The following is a 15,350-nucleotide window of genomic DNA, read 5'->3' as shown; positions in this document are numbered from 1 at the left end:
TACTCACCCTCGCGGGCTTTCCTCCGGGCGCTTCCTTCGTTTCCGACTCTATCAGATCTTTCCGATCCGATTTCCTCGGTGCTTTCCGGTCCCGATTTCGACTTTCGTCTTTTTCCGAGGCCTTCCGACGGGGTCAAACACTACCAGGCTTTTTCACTCCCCCTGACCACCCTCCGCGAGGCAACGCAGAGGTGTAGACCACTGGGGTTAGGATCTGGCTTGATAGGTGCCGCCGACCCACGACTCAACGTCGCGTTGGGGTCAGGCAGGAGTACGACAGTACATCCCTACGTCACCTGAGGCAAATCGTTTCCGGTAGTCCCTAGGTCCGCCAACTGGTACGTCTCGTGCGGAACCTGGACTTCCTATGACATAGGCTTCTGAAACAGTACGCCGTCCAGGACAGGCAGTGACGGCGACACACCATCTCCGCCCCTGGGAGGCTTCCCATGACAACCGTGACGTCGCCACTCGCTGGACGCGCCATCGGTCTCACCGCTGTACCCGACCCCGTCTTCTCGGGCGCCATGGTCGGTCCCGGCACCGCCATCGACCCCGTGCGCGAGCCGTCCGAGGCCGTCTCGCCCGTCGACGGCGTCGTCGTCTCTCTCCATCCGCACGCGTTCGTCGTCGTCGACAGCGAGGGCCACGGCGTACTCACCCACCTCGGGATCGACACGGTCCAGCTCAACGGGGAGGGCTTCGAGCTCCTCGTGAACAAGGGGGACACCGTGCAGCGCGGACAGGCGGTCGTGCGGTGGAACCCGGCCGAGGTCGAGGCCGCGGGCAAGTCCGCGATCTGTCCGGTCGTCGCCCTGGAGGCCACGGCCGACTCCCTCTCCGCCGTCCGCGAGGACGGGGACGTCAAGGCCGGCGACGAGCTCTTCTCCTGGAGCTGACCGCCGGCTCGTCCTCGTACGAGCGCGCACACGACATTCAACGCGGCGGTCCGGCCGCCGCTCTATCGGAGACGGGTGAGATGGAGACAACGCTGCGAGGCGTCGGCGTCAGCCACGGAGTGGCGATCGGCGAGGTCCGGCACATGGGCACGGCGGTCCTCGAGCCGCCGGCGAAGCAGATTCCGGCCGATGAGGCGGAGCGCGAACAGGGGCGCGCCCGTCAGGCCGTGGAGGCTGTGGCGGCCGACCTGATCGCGCGGGGCAATCTGGCCGGTGGCGAGGCGCAGGCGGTGCTGGAGGCCCAGGCGATGATCGCCCAGGACCCGGAGCTGATCGCCGACGTCGACCGCCGGATCGCGGTCGGCAGCACGGCCGAGCGCGGTATCTACGACGCTTTCTCGCACTACCGGGAGCTGCTCGCGGGCGCCGGTGAGTACATGGCCGGCCGGGTGGCCGACCTGGACGACGTGCGCAACCGGATCGTGGCGCGCCTGCTGGGTGTGCCGATGCCGGGCGTGCCGGACAGCGACGAGCCGTACGTGCTGATCGCGCGGGACCTGGCTCCCGCCGACACGGCGCTGCTGGACCCGACGCTGGTGCTCGGTTTCGTGACCGAGGAGGGCGGGCCGACCAGTCACAGCGCGATCCTCGCGCGGGCGCTGGGTGTGCCGGCCGTGGTCGCGCTGCCGGGTGCGGGTGAGCTCGCGGAGGGCACGGTCATCGCGGTGGACGGTTCCACCGGCGAGATCTTCGTGGATCCGAGCGAGGAGAAGAAGGCGGCGCTGGCGCGGGCCGCGGAGGAGCGGAAGGCGGCGCTGGCCGCTTCCAGCGGTCCGGGTGCGACGTCGGACGGGCACAAGGTGCCGCTGCTGGCGAACGTGGGCGGGCCCGCGGACGTTCCGGCGGCGGTCGAGGCCGGTGCCGAGGGCGTGGGTCTGTTCCGTACGGAGTTCCTGTTCCTGGACGACAGTGCCAAGGCGCCGTCGGAGGAGAAGCAGGTCGACGCGTACCGCAAGGTGCTCGAGGCGTTCCCCGAGGGCCGGGTGGTCGTGCGGGTGCTGGACGCGGGCGCGGACAAGCCGCTGGACTTCCTGACGCCGGCGGACGAGCCGAATCCGGCGCTGGGCGTGCGGGGTCTGCGGACGCTGCTTGACCACCCGGAGGTGCTGCGGACGCAGCTGACGGCGCTGGCGAAGGCGGCCGAGGGTCTGCCGGTGTATCTGGAGGTCATGGCGCCGATGGTGGCCGACCGCACGGATGCGAAGGCGTTCGCCGACGCGTGCCGTGAGGCGGGGCTGCGGGCGAAGTTCGGTGCGATGGTGGAGATTCCGTCCGCCGCGCTGCGGGCGCGTTCGATCCTGCAGGAGGTCGAGTTCCTGTCGCTGGGCACGAACGACCTCGCGCAGTACACCTTCGCGGCCGACCGTCAGGTGGGTGCGGTGTCGCGGCTGCAGGACCCGTGGCAGCCGGCTCTGCTCGACCTGGTGGCGCTGTCCGCCGAGGCGGCGAAGGCCGAGGGCAAGAGCTGTGGTGTGTGCGGTGAGGCGGCGTCGGATCCGCTGCTCGCGTGTGTGCTGACGGGTCTGGGTGTGACCTCCCTGTCGATGGGTGCGGCGTCGATTCCGTATGTGCGGGCGACGCTGGCGAAGTACACGCTGGCGCAGTGCGAGCGTGCGGCGGCCGCGGCGCGTGCGGCGGACACGGCGCACGACGCGCGGGTGGCGGCGCAGGCGGTGCTGTCCGGGGAGTGATCCCGGGCCGCCGGGCCGTCGTCGTCAGGTGTTGAAGGGGCTTCCCGCCACGGTGTGGCGGGGAGCCCCTTCGGCGTCAGTGGAGGTGCGGGTCGTCGTCGGGCGGGAGGGGGAAGCCGGGGCGGTAGTCGACGTGGGGTTCGGGTGCGATGGGTTCGCCGGTGCGGGCGTCGGTGCAGTAGGCGTCGAAGACCTCGGCCTCGGTGAGGGGCTGGAGGCCGCCGGCGTGCAGGCGCCAGCCGTGGAGGCGGTCGGGTGCGCCCGGGGTGAGGGTGCGCAGGACGACGCCGCCGGGAGTGTTCCGGGCGAGGCCGGCGGCGAGGACGGTGACGAACTCGGCGGCCTGGGAGCTGTCGAGGCGGGCGGGGCCGGTGGTGTCCCGGGTGGTGTGGAGGGCGGCGACGAGCTGTTCGTCTTCGGCGGGGACGCTGCAGACGAGGTGGTGGGTGCCGGGTCCGGCGGCGTCGAGGAGGCGCAGCAGGAGCTGGGAGGCGCGGTCGAAGGAGGCGCGGCCGATGTCCTGGCCGCAGTCGGCGCAGGTGCCGGCGTCGGTGAGGAGCATGGTGGCGTATTCCCAGGTGGCGCGGCGCACGGCGGTGTCGATGAGGAGGGGGACGAGGGTCTGGAGGGGTTGTCCGGTGTAGAGGACGCGGGCGCCGGTGGCGGCGCGTTCGGCGGTGTAGCGGCTGCGGCTGGTGGGCTGGTCGGGGTCGAGGCCGGTGTCGGCGCAGTAGTCGGCGAAGTCCTCGGGGTCGAAGAGGGCGACGGTGGTGTGGCCGCCGTGGGCGGCGAGGGTGCGCAGGAGTTCTTCGACGTGGGCGAGGTACCGGCTGTGGTCGTCGAAGGCGAAGGTGTCGTACTGCCGCATGGCGGTGAAGTCGTCCTCGTCGGCGAGGACGGCGACGGTGCCGGCGACTTCGCGGCGCAGGGCGCGGCGGAGTGCGGCGCTGGTGCCAGGCGTGCCGGGCGTGCCGGGCGGGGTGGTGCGGTGGTGCTGCTCGGTCATGTCTCCCCCTGAGCGCTGTCGATCAGTGCTCACTCACCGTAACCGCGGGGACTGACAGTGACGGCTGGGCGGCCTTGGTGATGCGGTCGCGGATCAGGCGGTGCTGGGCGGCGCCGGCTCCGACGAGCGCGAGGCCGAGGACGGGCCAGGCGAGGGGCCCGGCGGCCATGACGCCGGTGACGAGGAGCGGGCCGGCGAAGCGCTGGGTGGAGTGGGCGAGTCCGTGGACGCCGAGGTAGGCGCCCTGGGCTTCGCCGGGCGCGAGGGCGACGGAGAGTTCCCAGGAGGCGGTGGCGTGGATGATCTCGGCGAAGGTGAGGGCGACGACGGCCGCGCACAGGGCGGTGATGGCGAGGGCGCGTCCGCCCGTGGCGGAGGCGGCGAGGGCGAGGGTGCCGATGACGAAGAGGCCGGCGAGGGGAACGAGGAGGCGGCGGGCGGCCTGGGTGGTGGCGCCGAAACGGGCGAGGGGCACCTGGAAGAGGACGACGAGGACGGTGTTGAGGACGAGGAGCAGCGGGGCGAGGCCGACGGGTGCGGCGGTGGCGTGGACGATCCAGAGCGGGACGGCGACCTGGAGGATCGTGTCGTCGAGGAAGAGGACGGCTTCGGTGGCGGTGTAGGCGAGGAAGGTGCGGTCTCGCCAGGGGTTGGCGGGGCGGCTCTTGGGGGCGTCGGCGGCGGTGGCGGCGACGCGGGAGGGGGCGGGCGGTTCGGCGCAGCGGAGGGTGAGGACGGCGATGACGAGGTAGGTGAGGACGTTGCCGACGAGGAGGAGTGCGTAGGCGTGGGTGCTGCCGGTGGCGAGGGCCGCGGCGGCGCCGAGGCCGCCGATGGACCAGCCGATGTTGACGGTGGTGCGCTGGATGGCCTGGTAGCGGACGCGGTCGGGTCCGGCGAGGCGGGCGGCGTAGAGCTTGATGAGGACGCTGCCGGCGCGGTCGGGGAGGGCGCCGAGGGCGGAGTAGAGGGTGAGGAGGAGGAAGTTGTCGGTGGTGAGGAGGGCGAGGAGGGCGGCGCCGCGCATGACCTGGGCGCCGGCGATGACGCGGACGAGGGGGAGGCGGTCGGCGAGGCGGCCGGCGAGGGGTGCGCCGGCGATGCCGACGCCGCCGGAGACGGTCATGAGGAGGCCGACCTGGCCGAGGCCGAGTCCGGAGACGTAGGTGAAGTAGAGCGCGGTGCAGCCGGCCCAGAGGCCGGTGCCGGTCTTGTCGATGATGCTGACGAGGAGCATGCGGCGGCCGTCGCGGCCTCCGGGTATGCGGTCCAGCGTGGTGCGGTGCCACGAGGTCGGGCGGCTCACTCGGTTCCCCCTTGACGCGAGTTATGTATTGATACATAGTTCAGTACGTGGCAACACAATATGCGATCCAGGGGACGACAGCCAAGGGAATCGCCGCGTCCGTCGAGCGTGGCGTCACCGAGGGCGAGCTCGCGCCGGGCGACGCGCTGCCTCCGGTACGACGCCTCGCCGACGAACTGGGCGTCAGCCCGGGCACGGTGGCGACCGCCTACAAGGAGCTGCGGCAGCGCGGTCTGGTGGTGACGCGCGGGCGGGGCGGCACGGTGGTGGCCGAGGCCCCCTCGGTCGCCTCACGCCGGCCGCCGCGGGTGCCGCCGGGCCTCGTCGACCTGGCCACGGGCCTTCCCGATCCCGCCTTCCTGCCGGTGCTGCGGCCTCCGGCCGAGGTGCAGCCCGTGCACGGCTCGCACCGCGCGGCGCCCCGGCTCGCGACGCTGGAGGAGCAGGCCCGGGCCTGGTTCGCCCGGGACGGCGTGCCCGCGCAGGCGGTGACCTTCGCGCACGGCGCGCTCGACTGCATCGCCCGGCTGCTCTCCGTGGAGCTGCGGCCCGGCGACGCGGTGGCGGTGGAGGACCCCGGCTTCCACCACCTCCTGGACCTCGTCCCGGCCCTGGGCCTGCGCATGGTGCCGGTGCCCGTGGACGACGAGGGAATGACGCCGGACGCCCTGCGCGCGGCGCTGCGGACCGGCGTCCGGGCGGTGGTCTGCACCCCGCGCGCCCAGTGCCCCACCGGAGCGTCCTTCTCCCCTGCCCGCCGCGACGAACTGGTGGCACTACTCCGCGAGTTCCCCGAGGTCCTGGTGGTCGAGGACGACTACAACGTGGAGTTCGCGGGACCGCCGGCGCCCACGCTCAGCGCCGCGGGCCTGGACCGCTGGGCGCAGGTGCGGACCGTCTCCAAGCGGCTGGGCGTCGACCTGCGCTGGGCGGCCGTCGCGGGCGATCCCGTGACCCTCGCCCGGCACGACGGCCGGATGGTCATGACGTCGGGCTGGGTCAGCCACGTCCTGCAGGAGACGGTCGTCGGCCTGCTCTCCGACCCGGAGGTCGTCCGGCTCGTGGCGGCCGGCGAAGCCGCGTACCGGGAACGGCGCGAGGCCCTGCTGGGCGCGCTCGGCTCGTACGGCATCCGCGCGGGCGGCGGCGGGCTCAACGTGTGGGTGCCCGTGCGTGACGAGTCGGCGGTGGTGAACGGACTGCGGACGCACGGCTGGTGGGTGTCCGCGGGCGCCCGCTTCCGGATCGCCGCGCCCACCGCCGTCCGCATCACGACGGCGACGCTCGAACCGGCGGACGCCGAGCGGCTCGCCGCCGACTTCGCGTCCGTGCTCGGCGACGCGCAGGCGACGTACGGCGGATGACGCACGGACGGTGATCCACGGGCGGCGAGGTGAGAGGCGACCGGGGACGGTGACGGGTGAGGGCCCCGCGCGCGTGCGCGGGGCCCTCACCCCGGTCCGGCCGGCGGTTCGCCGGCCGGTGTTACTCGGCCTTGCGGCTGCGCGCCAGCTCCTCGTAGAAGCGCAGCAGGTCGAGGTTGTCGACGGAGCCCGGGTTGACCGCCTTGTCCATGGGCGTGCCCTGGAGCAGGCGCTTGACCGGCACCTCGATGCGCTTGCCGGTCAGGGTGTGCGGGACGCCGGGGACCTCGATGATGTCGTCGGGGACGTGGCGCGGGGACAGTTCGGAGCGGATCGTCCTCTTGATCCGGCCGATCAGGTCCTCGTCCAGGCTCGCGCCCTCCGCGAGGTGCACGAACAGCGGCATCCAGTAGCCGCCGTCCGGCTCCTCGAGGCCGATGACGAGGGACTCGCGGATCTCCGGGAGGCGTTCGACGGCCTCGTAGATGTCGGCGCTTCCCATGCGCACGCCCTGACGGTTCAGGGTCGAGTCGGAACGGCCGTGGATGACGACCGAGCCGTGGTCGGTGATCGTGATCCAGTCGCCGTGCCGCCACACGCCGGGGAACATCTCGAAGTAGCTGTCGCGGTAGCGGCTGCCGTCCGGGTCGTTCCAGAAACGGATCGGCATGGACGGCATCGGGTTGGTGACGACGAGTTCGCCGACCTCGCTGACGACCGGCTTGCCCGACGGGTCCCAGGACTGCAGGTCCGTGCCCAGACAGGCGGCCTGGAGCTCGCCGATGTGGACCGGCAGGGTGGGCACGGCGCCGGCGAAGCAGGAGCAGACGTCGGTGCCGCCGCTGACGGAGGCGATCCACAGGTCCGGGCGGACCTCGTCGTGCAGCCAGCGGAAACCGTCCGGCGGCAGCGGGGAGCCGGTGGTGGCCACGCACTTCACCCTGGACAGGTCGAAGTCACGGCCGGGATGCACGTCGGCCTTGGCGCAGGCCATGACGTACGCGGCGGAGGTGCCGTACAGGGTGGCGCCGGTGCGTTCGGCGACGCGCCACTGGGCACCGGTGTCGGGATAGCCCGGGCTGCCGTCGTACAGGACGACGGTGGTGCCGGTGAGCAGGCCGGAGACGAGGAAGTTCCACATCATCCAGCCGGTGGAGGTGTACCAGAAGAACACGTCGTCCGGGCCGAGGTCGCAGTGCAGGCCCAGCTGCTTGACGTGCTCGACGAGGATGCCGCCCTGGGACTGCACGATGGCCTTGGGCAGGCCGGTGGTGCCCGAGGAGTACAGCACCCACAGGGGGTGGGCGAAGGGGACCTGCTCGAAGACCGGCTCGGTGTCGGCGGCGGTGAGCGCGGCCCATTCCAGGGCGCCGTCGGGAGCGGGAGTGCCGAGGACGGGAATGTGCACGACGGCGCGCAGCGAGGGAAGTTCGGCGCGCAGCTCGGCGACGGTGTCGCGGCGGTCGTGCTCCTTGCCGCCGTAGCGGTAGCCGTCGACGGTGAACAGGACGACGGGTTCGACCTGCTGGAAGCGGTCGAGCACGCTGCGGGCGCCGAAGTCGGGAGCGCAGGAGGTCCACACGGCGCCGACGGCGGCGGTCGCGAGGAGCGCGACGACGGCCTCGGGGATGTTGGGCAGATAGCCGCTGACGCGGTCGCCGGGCCGTACGCCGAGACGGCGGAGTTCGGCGGCGAGCGAGCCGACCTGGCGGCGCAGCTCGGCCCATGTGATCGGGGTCGGTTCGTGTGTCTCGTCCACATGGAGCAGGGCGGTGGCGTCGGGGCGCTCCTCGGCGGCGCGCAGCGCGTGCTCGGCGTAGTTGAGGGTGGCGCCCGGGAACCAGTCGGCGCCCGGCATGGCGCGGTCCCCGAGGACGCGCTCGTACGGGGTGGCGAAGCGGAGGTCGAACCACTCGGTGACGGCCGCCCAGAAGGCTTCGAGTTCGTCGACGGACCAGCGGTGCAGGGCCGCGTAGCCGCCTTCGGCGGGCGCTCCGTGGCGCTCGGCGGCCCAGGCCTGGAAGCGGGTGACGGCGGCCGCGGCGACGCGGTCCTCGTCGGGCTGCCAAAGCGGCTCGGTCTGCGCTGATGTCATTGGGTCGGCTCCCTGGCTGTACGCGGGGTCTGCGTGTGTCGCGCGCACGTGCTGGGGTGTGCGCGTGACGCGGCTGACAGGGACGATGCCATGTGATCCTCTTTCGCACCAGGGTTCCCCGCCCATGGTCCGGTAGCTGAATATGTGCTCCCACCACGGGTGAACGGCAGTTGAACGACGCTCGTGCGGCCTGTCGCGGATGGCAGTCTGAGCTGCATGGACGGTCGTGAGCTGGTGCGTTCGGTGAAGGTGCTGGGTTCGGTGCAGGGGCTGCGGGCGGTGCGGTCGGCGTGGCGGCAGCGCCGTACCGACGCGCGGGCGCTGCCGCCGAGGGGTGCGGAGCGGGCCCGGGTGCCGGGCCCGGTGGGTGACGCGGAGCCGTTGCCGGGCGGCGGGATCGTCCGCTTCGCCCGATCCGAGCTGCGGATCTCGGTGTCGGCGGGCGGGACCGTGTTCTGGGGCTGGGACGGCGCGGGGCCGCTGCCGTCGTACGCGCTGGCCGGCGACCCGCCCGAGCCGGATCCGCGGGCCGTCCTGGAACCGGACACGGACGGCGGCTGGCGGGTGGTGTCGGAGCGGGTGACGGTCGCGGTGTCCCGGCACGGCGCGGTGGAGGTGCGCACGCCGGGCGGCGTGGCGCTGCGCCGTGAGCTGCCGCCGCGCTGGTGGGAGCCGGTGGGCGGCGGGACGGCGCGCTGGGCGCAGCGCAGCGAGGTGCCGGCGGACGCCCGCTTCTTCGGGCTCGGCGGGCGGGCTTCGGGTCCGCGGCTGCGGGACGGCTCCTACCGGCTGTGGAACACCGACCCCAAGGGGAGCTTCGCTCCCGGCGACGACCCGCTGTACATCACCATGCCGGTGCAGCTGGTGGTGTCGGACGCGGGGACGCATCTGGCGTTCTACGACGACTCGTGGGACGGCCGGGTGACCCTGGCCGAGGGCGAGGAGGGCGCCGGGTCCGGGCACGACCGGCCGGGCACGAGCGAGGTGCGGATGGACGGCGGTCCGCTGCGCTGCTGGGTGGTGGTCGGCACGCCCGCGCGCGTGCTGCACGGCTGGGCGGCGCTGACCGGCGCGCCCGCGTTGCCGCCGTCGTGGGCGCTGGGACCGCAGCACGCGCGCTGGGGCTTCGGCAGCGAGCGCGAGGTGCGGCGGGTGGTGGACGGCTACCGGGAGCGTGGACTGCCGCTGTCCGCCCTGCACCTGGACATCGACCACTACGACGGGCACCGGGTGTTCAGCGTGGACCGGGAGCGGTTTCCCGACCTGCCGGGGCTCGCGGAGGAGCTGCGGGAGCGCGGGGTGCGGCTGGTGTCGATCGTGGACCCGGCGGTGAAGGCGGAGCCGGGCGATCCGGTGTACGACAGCGGCCGGGCGGCGGGGGCGTTCGTGCGGGACGACCGGGGCGAGGAGGTGCGCGGAGTGGTGTGGCCGGGTGAGTGCGCCTATCCGGACTTCACCGATCCGGTGGTGCGGACGTGGTGGGGCCGGCTGTACGAGGAGCGGCTGAAGCAGGGCTTCTCCGGCGTGTGGCACGACATGAACGAGCCGGTGTCCTTCGCCCCGTTCGGCGACCAGACCCTGCCCCGCTCGGCCCGGCACTGCCTGGAGGGGCGGGGCGGGGACCACCGGGAGGCGCACAACGTGTACGGGCTCGCGATGGCGCAGGCGGGATACGAGGGGCTGCGGATGCTGCGGCCGGAGGAGCGGCCGTTCCTCTTCACGCGGTCCGGCTGGGCGGGGATGCAGCGGTACGGCGGGACCTGGTCGGGCGACGTGTCGTCCGGGTGGCCGGGGCTGCGGGCCTCGCTGGCGCTGGTCCTCGGGCTCGGTCTGTGCGGAGTGCCCTACTCGGGACCGGACGTGGGCGGCTTCGACGGGCACCCGTCGCCGGAGCTGTTCCTGCGCTGGTATCAGCTGGGCGCGTGGCTGCCGCTGTTCCGGACCCATGCGGCGTTCGACGCCGGGCGGCGCGAGCCGTGGGAGTTCGGGAGCGAGGTCCTGGCGCACGCGCGCGCGGCACTGGCCGAACGCGAGCGGATGCGGCCGTACTTCGTCACCCTGTCGCGGCTCGCCCGGATGACGGGCGCGCCCTATGTGCGGCCGGTGTGGTGGGGAACGCCGGAGGACCGGGCGCTGCGGGACTGCGAGGACGCCTTCCTGCTCGGCGACTCGCTGCTGGTCGCGCCGGTGCTCTCCCGGGGCGCGGACCGGCGTGCGGTGCGGCTGCCGCGCGGGCGCTGGTACGACACGGCGACGGGGCAGGCGTACGAAGGGCCCGGGCAGGTGCTGCTGGACGCCCCGCTCTCCCGGGTGCCGGTCCTCGCCCGCGCGGGCGCGGTGATCCCGGTGCGCGGCGAGGGCGAGGAGGAGCTGGCCCTGGAGGTGTGGGCGCCGGCGGCGGGCCGTACGGGCGGCGGCCTGGTGGTCCGCGACACCGGTGACGGCTGGGAGCCGGCGGAGATCGAGCGCTACCAGTCGCGGCTCGTGGACGGCCGGGTGGTGGTGGAGCGGGTGACGGAGGCGGGAGTGGAGGCGGCGGGACTGCCGGTGCGGGTGCGGGGCCTCGGCGGGTGAGCGGATCCGGGATCCTGGATATCGGATCCCGGATATCGGATCCTGGATCCTGGATCCGATGTCCCGTCAGGCGTACGCGCCCGCGAAGAAGCGTCGTACCGCCTCCGTGTGCAGCGGGAAGGCCAGCTCCTCCGGGCCGTACAGCAGGTGGTGGCCGCTGGTCTCGTCCGTCGCGGCCGACGGCGGGAGGGCGGCGGCCGGGCGGGCCGGGAGGAGACCGAAGAGCAGGAGGTGCCCGGCCGGGGAGCTGAGGGCGTCGGCGAGCCGTACGTCCGCCGCGGCGGCCTCGATGCCGGTCTCCTCGCGGAGTTCGCGCACCACGGCCTCGTGCCAGTCCTCGCCGTGGTCGATGAAGCCGCCGGGCAGGGCGACCCGGCCGGACATGGGCGCGATGGTGCGGGTGATGACGACGAGGGCGGTGCCGCGCGCGTCGGTGACGGGCAGGAGGGCGACGGCGACCGGGAGCGGGTTGCGGTAGGCGGTGGTGCCGCAGCCGGGGCAGGTGCGGGGCCAGCCGGCGTCGGCCGGGTAGCGGGTGCCGCAGGACGAACAGTGCGCGTGCGCTGAGGAGTCGGTCACGGCCCGACCGTACGCGATCACCCTTTCCCGCCGCTGCCGGAGCTGGTAGACGATCCCCATGACACGACCGATGCGACCGATGCGACTGAAGCGAACGAACCGACCGAATCGAACGACAGGACGTATCTCCGCTCTCCGTGCCCTCGGCGGCCTGGTCCTCGCCGGGCTGCTCGCCGTCGGCGCCGCCACCGGTACGGCCGTCCCGGCCGGTGCCGCGCCGGAGCCCAAGGCGCCGCCGGAGTTCGTGGCCCTCGACCGGGTGGACCGGACGATCCTTCAGGAGATGCGCTACACCACGCGGCACAACTTCGTCGGGGAGCCGGTCGACGGCTACCGCCAGCCGGTGTGCATCCTCACCCGCCCGGCCGCCGAGGCGCTGCACCGGGCGCAGGTGAGGCTGCTCGCCCGTGGCTACACGCTGAAGGTGTACGACTGCTACCGGCCGCAGCGCGCGGTGGACCACTTCGTGCGCTGGGCGAAGGACCTGGCCGACGAGCGGATGAAGAAGGAGTTCTATCCGCTGGTCGACAAGCCGCGGCTGTTCGCGGACGGTTACATCGCGGAGAAGTCGGGGCACAGCCGGGGTTCGACCGTGGATCTGACGATCGTGCGGCTGCCGGCCGTGCCCACCCGCCCGTACGTGCCGGGCGAGCCGCAGGTGGAGTGCTTCAAGCCGCGCGCGGAGCGCTTCCCGGACAACTCGGTGGACATGGGAACGGGTTTCGACTGCTTCGACACCCTCTCGCACACCGACGACCCGCGGATCGGCGGCGTGCAGCGGGCCAACCGGGATCTGCTGAGGAGCGCGCTCGCCGAGCAGGGTTTCGTCAATCTTCCCGAGGAGTGGTGGCACTTCACCTTCAAGCCGGAGCCGTTCCCGGCCACGTTCTTCGACTTCCCGGTGGCTCGGAGGTCGGTGGCGGGGCACTGACGTCTTCCCCCTCCGTCCCGCCCGTGCCAGACTTCTGACGCATCATCAGACAGCGTGCGGACCGGCGGACAGGCGGACAGCGGGAGGGGCGACGGATGGCTCGGACGCGCAGGCCGGTGGTGGCCGGCTGGTTCACCCACGACCCGGACGGGACCGCTCCCGAGGAGGAGTTCCGGCTCCTCGGGACCCGCTGCACCGCCTGCGCGTCGGTCTTCTTCCCGCGCGAGGACGACTGGTGCCGCAATCCGCACTGCCCGGGCGGCGGCGAGCTGACGCAGACGCCGCTGTCCCGGCGCGGCCGCGTCTGGTCGTACACCGACGGCCGCTACCGACCGCCCGCGCCGTACGTCTCCGACCCGGACGCGCCCTGGGAGCCGTACACGCTCGTCGCCGTGGAACTGGCCGAGGAGGCCATGGTGGTCCTCGGCCAGGCCGCGCCGGGCGTGCGGACGGCCGATCTCGCGGTCGGCGCGGAGGTGGAGCTCGTGCCGGGCGTGCTCGACGAGGACGACGAGCACATCTGGACCACCTGGCACTGGCGGCCCGTGGTGAAGGAGGCCGGGGCGTGACCGACGTCGCCGTCCTCGGCGCGGGGATGCACCCGTGGGGCAAGTGGGGCCGCGGCTTCGTCTCGTACGGCACGGCCGCGGCCCGGGCCGCGCTCGCCGACGCCGGGATCGGCTGGCCGGACGTCACGTCGGTCGTCGGCGCGGACACCGTGCGCTCCGGCTATCCCGGTTACGTGGCCGGGGCCACCTTCGCCCAGGCGCTCGGCTGGCAGGGCGCGCGGGTCACCAGCGTCTACGCGGCCTGCGCGTCCGGCGCGCAGGCGATCGGCACCGCCCGGGCGCAGATCCTCGCCGGACTGGCGGACGTGGTCCTCGTCGTCGGCGCTGACGCCGCGCCGAAGGGGTTCTTCGCGCCGGCCGGCGGCGACCGGCCGGACGACCCGGACTGGCTGCGCTTCCGGGTGCTCGGAGCGACGAATCCCGCTTACTTCGCGCTCTACGCCCGCCGCCGGATGGCGCTGTACGGGGACACGCCCGAGGACTTCGCCCGGGTGAAGGTGAAGAACGCGGCGGCGGGCGCGCTCAATCCGCTGGCCCGCTACCGCAAGCCGGTGAGCGCGGCGGAGGTGGCGGCGTCGGCCGTGGTCGCCGATCCGCTGCGGCTGCTCGACATCTGCGCGACCTCCGACGGCGGCGCGGCGCTCGTCCTGTCGAGCATGGACTACGCCCGGCGCCACGGGCACCCGGACCCGGTCCGTATCCGCGCGGTGTCCACGGTCACCCCGACCTACCCGAAGGCGGTCCTCGACCTGCCGGACATCGCGACCGACTCGGCCGCGGTGGTGCCGCCCGCGCCGCACACCTTCCGGGCGTCGATCGCGCGGGCCGCGTACGAGGAGGCGGGGCTCGGCCCGGAGGACCTGTCCCTGGCGGAGGTGTACGACCTGTCCACGGCCCTGGAGCTGGAGTGGTACGAGGACATCGGGCTGTGCGCGCCGGGCGAGGGCGCGAAGCTGCTGCGGGAGGGCGCGACCGGACTGGGCGGGCGGCTGCCGGTCAACCCGAGCGGTGGACTCGCCTCCTTCGGGGAGGCGGTGCCGGCGCAGGCCATCGCCCAGGTCTGCGAGCTGACCTGGCAGCTGCGGGGCACGGCGGGCGACCGGCAGGTGCCGGGTGCGCGCGCCGGGATCACCGCCAACCAGGGCCTGTTCGGCCATGGTTCGGCGGTGGTGGCGGTCCGCTAGCGACCCGGGGCGACGCCGCGCGCGCCGGTCACGGGCCGGACGCTTCCGGCCGTGTCCACCGGGGCCCGGCGGCGTCCCGTCAGGTGGTGACGGCCGCCGGCCGGTGTTCGGCGAGGGCCAGGGCGTGTTCGACGACGGCCACCAGGACGTTCTTCACGGACTCGCGGTCGCGGGCGTCGCACATCAGCAGCTCCACCTCGGGATCGAGGTCGAGCGCGCCGCGCACGGACTCGGCCGCGTAACGGCGCGCGCCCTCGAAGCAGTTGACGGCGACGGTGAAGGGAATCCCGCGCCGCTCGAAGTAGTCGATCGCGGCGAAGCTGTCCTCCAGACGGCGGGTGTCGGCCAGCACGACCGCGCCCAGCGCGCCCTGCGCGAGCTCGTCCCACAGGAACCAGAAGCGGTCCTGGCCGGGCGTGCCGAACAGGTACAGGACCAGGTCCTCGCGCAGCGTGATCCGGCCGAAGTCCATGGCGACGGTGGTGGTCGACTTGGCCTCGACGCCGTGCAGGTCGTCGACCGGCCGGCCCGCCTCGCTGAGGATCTCCTCGGTCCGCAGCGGCCGGATCTCGCTGACCGCGCCGACCAGCGTGGTCTTGCCGACCCCGAAGCCGCCCGCGACCAGGATCTTCAGCGTCACCGGTTCGACCGGCGGCTGCCTGCGGCTGGAGCTAGAGCGCCCGAAGGCCATTGATCACCTCGCGAAGGATGCTCACGTCCGGCAGCTCGGCCGGCGGAACGGGGCGGGTCACGTGCACGAGTTCGTCGTCCACGAGGTCGCCGACCAGGACCCGTACCACCCCGACGGGCAGGTCGAGTCCGGCGGCGAGTTCGGCGATCGACTGCGGCTGCTCGGAACAGCGTTCGACGATCTCCACGTGCTCGGGGGACAGCGTCTGGTCGCGGCCGGGGTCGTCGGCCGCCGGTTCGGGCACCACGACCGCGATCAGGTCGAGCCGGTGGCGGGTCGCGGCGCTGGTGCGGCCGCGGGTCATCGCGTACGGGCGGACCACCGGGCCCGCCTCGTCGTCGAACCAGCGGGCGAGCGTGTCCTCGTGGGACTGGTCTGCTGCGTCGGTCATGCCGTCCCCC

At 73.3% G+C, this 15,350-nt stretch carries 13 protein-coding genes; 7 read left to right on the top strand and 6 right to left on the bottom strand.

What is annotated here, in order from left to right; translation table 11 throughout:
- Nucleotides 1–449: 449 nt before the first annotated feature.
- Nucleotides 450–899, top strand: coding sequence for a PTS glucose transporter subunit IIA (locus ACIGO8_RS20725; RefSeq protein ID WP_399732385.1), 450 nt, complete (start codon nucleotides 450–452; stop codon nucleotides 897–899).
- A gap of 80 nt (nucleotides 900–979) precedes the next feature.
- Nucleotides 980–2,650 (top strand): phosphoenolpyruvate--protein phosphotransferase, encoded by a 1,671-nt coding sequence (gene ptsP, locus ACIGO8_RS20720; protein ID WP_399732382.1) that lies wholly within the window; start codon nucleotides 980–982, stop codon nucleotides 2,648–2,650.
- A 76-nt stretch (nucleotides 2,651–2,726) separates the two neighbouring features.
- On the opposite strand, the gene ACIGO8_RS20715 is transcribed toward ptsP, so the two are convergent.
- Nucleotides 2,727–3,656, bottom strand: coding sequence for a hypothetical protein (locus ACIGO8_RS20715; protein ID WP_399732380.1), 930 nt, complete (start codon nucleotides 3,654–3,656; stop codon nucleotides 2,727–2,729).
- Nucleotides 3,657–3,678: 22 nt separating this feature from the next.
- On the bottom strand, nucleotides 3,679–4,962 hold the full coding sequence (locus ACIGO8_RS20710; protein WP_399732377.1) for an MFS transporter: 1,284 nt from the start codon (nucleotides 4,960–4,962) through the stop codon (nucleotides 3,679–3,681).
- 47 nt (nucleotides 4,963–5,009) lie between these two features.
- Here ACIGO8_RS20710 and ACIGO8_RS20705 point away from each other — a divergent pair, with 47 nt between their 5' ends.
- Nucleotides 5,010–6,326: an aminotransferase class I/II-fold pyridoxal phosphate-dependent enzyme gene (locus tag ACIGO8_RS20705; protein ID WP_399732374.1), complete on the top strand. Its 1,317-nt coding sequence runs from the start codon at nucleotides 5,010–5,012 to the stop codon at nucleotides 6,324–6,326.
- 121 nt (nucleotides 6,327–6,447) lie between these two features.
- On the opposite strand, the gene ACIGO8_RS20700 is transcribed toward ACIGO8_RS20705, so the two are convergent.
- The gene (locus ACIGO8_RS20700; RefSeq protein WP_399732371.1) at nucleotides 6,448–8,421 is read right to left on the bottom strand and encodes an acetoacetate--CoA ligase; all 1,974 of its coding nucleotides are present in this window, start codon (nucleotides 8,419–8,421) and stop codon (nucleotides 6,448–6,450) included.
- A 216-nt stretch (nucleotides 8,422–8,637) separates the two neighbouring features.
- On the opposite strand from ACIGO8_RS20700, the gene ACIGO8_RS20695 reads away from it, so the two are divergent.
- On the top strand, nucleotides 8,638–10,995 hold the full coding sequence (locus tag ACIGO8_RS20695; protein ID WP_399732369.1) for a glycoside hydrolase family 31 protein: 2,358 nt from the start codon (nucleotides 8,638–8,640) through the stop codon (nucleotides 10,993–10,995).
- Between the two features lie 66 nt (nucleotides 10,996–11,061).
- Here ACIGO8_RS20695 and ACIGO8_RS20690 read toward each other — a convergent pair whose 3' ends face one another.
- Nucleotides 11,062–11,634, bottom strand: coding sequence for an NUDIX domain-containing protein (locus tag ACIGO8_RS20690; RefSeq protein ID WP_399732367.1), 573 nt, complete (start codon nucleotides 11,632–11,634; stop codon nucleotides 11,062–11,064).
- 19 nt (nucleotides 11,635–11,653) lie between these two features.
- Between ACIGO8_RS20690 and ACIGO8_RS20685 the strand changes: the two genes are divergently transcribed.
- From ACIGO8_RS20685 to ACIGO8_RS20675, 3 genes are all read left to right on the top strand, one after another.
- On the top strand, nucleotides 11,654–12,505 hold the full coding sequence (locus ACIGO8_RS20685; RefSeq protein ID WP_399732365.1) for a M15 family metallopeptidase: 852 nt from the start codon (nucleotides 11,654–11,656) through the stop codon (nucleotides 12,503–12,505).
- Nucleotides 12,506–12,600: 95 nt separating this feature from the next.
- Nucleotides 12,601–13,074, top strand: coding sequence for a Zn-ribbon domain-containing OB-fold protein (locus tag ACIGO8_RS20680; protein WP_399732362.1), 474 nt, complete (start codon nucleotides 12,601–12,603; stop codon nucleotides 13,072–13,074).
- 26 nt (nucleotides 13,075–13,100) lie between these two features.
- Nucleotides 13,101–14,258 carry a lipid-transfer protein gene (locus ACIGO8_RS20675; RefSeq protein ID WP_399732456.1) on the top strand — a complete coding sequence of 386 codons (1,158 nt, stop codon included), beginning with the start codon at nucleotides 13,101–13,103 and terminating at the stop codon, nucleotides 14,256–14,258.
- Nucleotides 14,259–14,337: 79 nt separating this feature from the next.
- Here ACIGO8_RS20675 and ACIGO8_RS20670 read toward each other — a convergent pair whose 3' ends face one another.
- Together ACIGO8_RS20670 and ACIGO8_RS20665 are read right to left on the bottom strand one after the other, a co-directional pair.
- Nucleotides 14,338–14,949 carry a GTP-binding protein gene (locus tag ACIGO8_RS20670; RefSeq protein WP_399732359.1) on the bottom strand — a complete coding sequence of 204 codons (612 nt, stop codon included), beginning with the start codon at nucleotides 14,947–14,949 and terminating at the stop codon, nucleotides 14,338–14,340.
- Entirely contained in the window at nucleotides 14,930–15,340 is a 411-nt protein-coding gene (locus tag ACIGO8_RS20665; protein WP_399732356.1) for a DUF742 domain-containing protein, read from the bottom strand. The genes ACIGO8_RS20670 and ACIGO8_RS20665 overlap by 20 nt, the downstream gene beginning before the upstream one ends.
- Between the last annotated feature and the right edge of the window lie 10 nt (nucleotides 15,341–15,350).

The sequence above is a fragment of the Streptomyces sp. NPDC053493 genome, from assembly GCF_044544825.1.
Lineage (GTDB): Bacteria > Actinomycetota > Actinomycetes > Streptomycetales > Streptomycetaceae > Streptomyces.
Note: the sequence above shows the minus strand (reverse complement) of the source record. Positions and strands in the feature narration are given on the sequence as shown.